The following is a 2,064-nucleotide window of genomic DNA, read 5'->3' as shown; positions in this document are numbered from 1 at the left end:
GGCTGGAGGACCGGCCGGGATGCTCGCCGACATTGCTTGCGCGGCCTGGTCGCGAGCGCTCATGTGCTTGACGCGATCAGAAGTTGTAGCGCGCGCCGAGCTGGAAGAAGCGGGGCGGCTTGTAGGACACCTCGTTGCATCCGCAGAAGGTCGCCAGGTCGAAGCCCTGGATCCCCTGGTGCACGTCGGTCAGGTTCTTGATGCGGAAGTTCAACTCCCAGGTCTCGTTGGACCAGCCCAGACCGGCATTGACCATCACCGTCCTGCCATACTTGTCCGCGTCGAAATTGCGGAGGTTGTAATAGAAGGGGTCGGTATAGCTGGCGTCGCCCTGCACCGCGAGCTTGCCGCCAAAGGCCTCCCATTCGTACCGGACGATGGCGCTGGCCTGCAGCGGCGGCGCATAGTTGGGCTTGACGTCTCGCCGGATCGGGCCTCCGGCACGAAGCGGCACATCCTTCACTTTCGCATCGAAGTAGGACACGGAAAGACCGACATCGAGCCCCCTGACAGGCGAGGTGAAGAGGCTGGCTTCGGCACCCTTCGTTATCGCGTCGGCATTGATGACGATACCGCCAACGCCGGAGAAGAGGAATGCCTGGTAGTTCTTGTAATCATAGTAGAATGCAGATGCGTTGAACCTCGTTTTCCCGTCCGGGAAAGTATATTTCACACCGCCCTCGTAGTTGGTGAGGGTTTCTGCCTTGTAGGGAAGCGAGCTCGTAGGTACCGCAAGACCGCCCGGAACCGGGGCGTTGTAGCTGCCCGCCTTCACGCCGCGATTGATGCCTGCATAGATGAGCAGGTCCGGGTTGACCTGGTAGTCGAGCTGCACCTTGCCGGCCCAGAGCGTCTTTTTGGACTTGTCCGCATAACCCGCTGGTCCGCTCGCACCGAACAGCGGTCCAATGACGAGGGGTGCGCCAATCTGCGTCTTACGCGAGTCGGTGGTGCCCCATATTCCCTGGATGAAGTCGAAGTTCTTCTGCTCCCGGATCACGCGCGCGCCGGTGATCAACGTAAGCTGCGGGGCGATGTGCCAGTCCAACTGGCCAAAGGCCGAGTAGGAATTGGTCCTGAGCGTTCCATCGGCGCCGATATCGAATGGCGCTCCCGGCACAACGCTGCCTACGGGGAATTTCAGCCCCGATCGTGCGTGCGCCTTGATGTAAAGGTAGAACAGGCCTCCCGTCCAATCGACGAGATCGCTCTTTCCTGTCAGCCGGACTTCCTGGCTGAAGGTGGAAGCTTTGACGCCCTGATACACGCCGGACTGGTTGCCCGGTCCAGAATCGGTGTCGACGAAACCGATTTTGTAGAAATGCTTGTAGTCGGTCACCGCCGCCAACTTGACGCCGTCGCTTAACTCGAACTCGCCGTTGAGGTTGGCGCCATAGGTGCGCACCCGCCCGTGATTGCGGAATGCAAAGTCGCTCGACGTGCGAGGATCGCTTCCATCGGGATCTTTATAGCCAAAGAAGTCGGCGCCGGGGACGGGACGGCCAAAGCTGTCGCCGAACACGCCGTCGTTATTGAGGTCTGAGCCGAAATCCTGGTTATTTGCGCCGATGGAAGCGCGCGTCTCGGTGGGGGAAGCGTTGATCACATTGACCAGCTCGCCGGCCGCATCGAATATGCCGACCGTCGGCTTCTCCTGATAGGGTGCCGTCGACATCCGGGTTCTGGCCGCATTGACGGACAGCAGTATCCGCGCCCCATCGCTGGGCTCGAACAAAGTGGTTACACGCCCGGTCAGGGTATCGTCGTCGCCCAGATTGGCGCCGGCGCCGGGGCCCGGCGACCCACCGACCGCACCCGCCGGATAGGAGTTGCGCACATAGGGCTGGGCCTTGTTCCACATGACGGCGACGCGCGTCGCCATCGTGCTGCCCATCGGCAGGTTGATCGCGGCTTCCCCATGGAATGCGGTGGGCGATCCGGGGGAGTCGTGAATTCCGTAGTTCAGGTCAACGAAGCCCTCGACGGCGTCCAGCTTGGGCTTGCGCGTGATGTAGCGGACCAGGCCACCGGTCGCGTTGCGGCCGAACAGCGTGCCAGCGTGCC

General features: G+C 61.8%; 1 protein-coding gene. It reads right to left on the bottom strand.

Annotated features, from left to right (window positions below; translation table 11 throughout):
* Window positions 1-76 precede the first annotated feature (76 nt).
* The coding region (locus tag AC1DQK_RS19055) for a TonB-dependent receptor (protein ID WP_477873431.1) at window positions 77-2,064 on the bottom strand (1,988 nt) is incomplete at its 5' end.

This window comes from Rhizorhabdus sp. P4_G5 (assembly GCF_056401065.1).
Note: the sequence above shows the minus strand (reverse complement) of the source record. Positions and strands in the feature narration are given on the sequence as shown.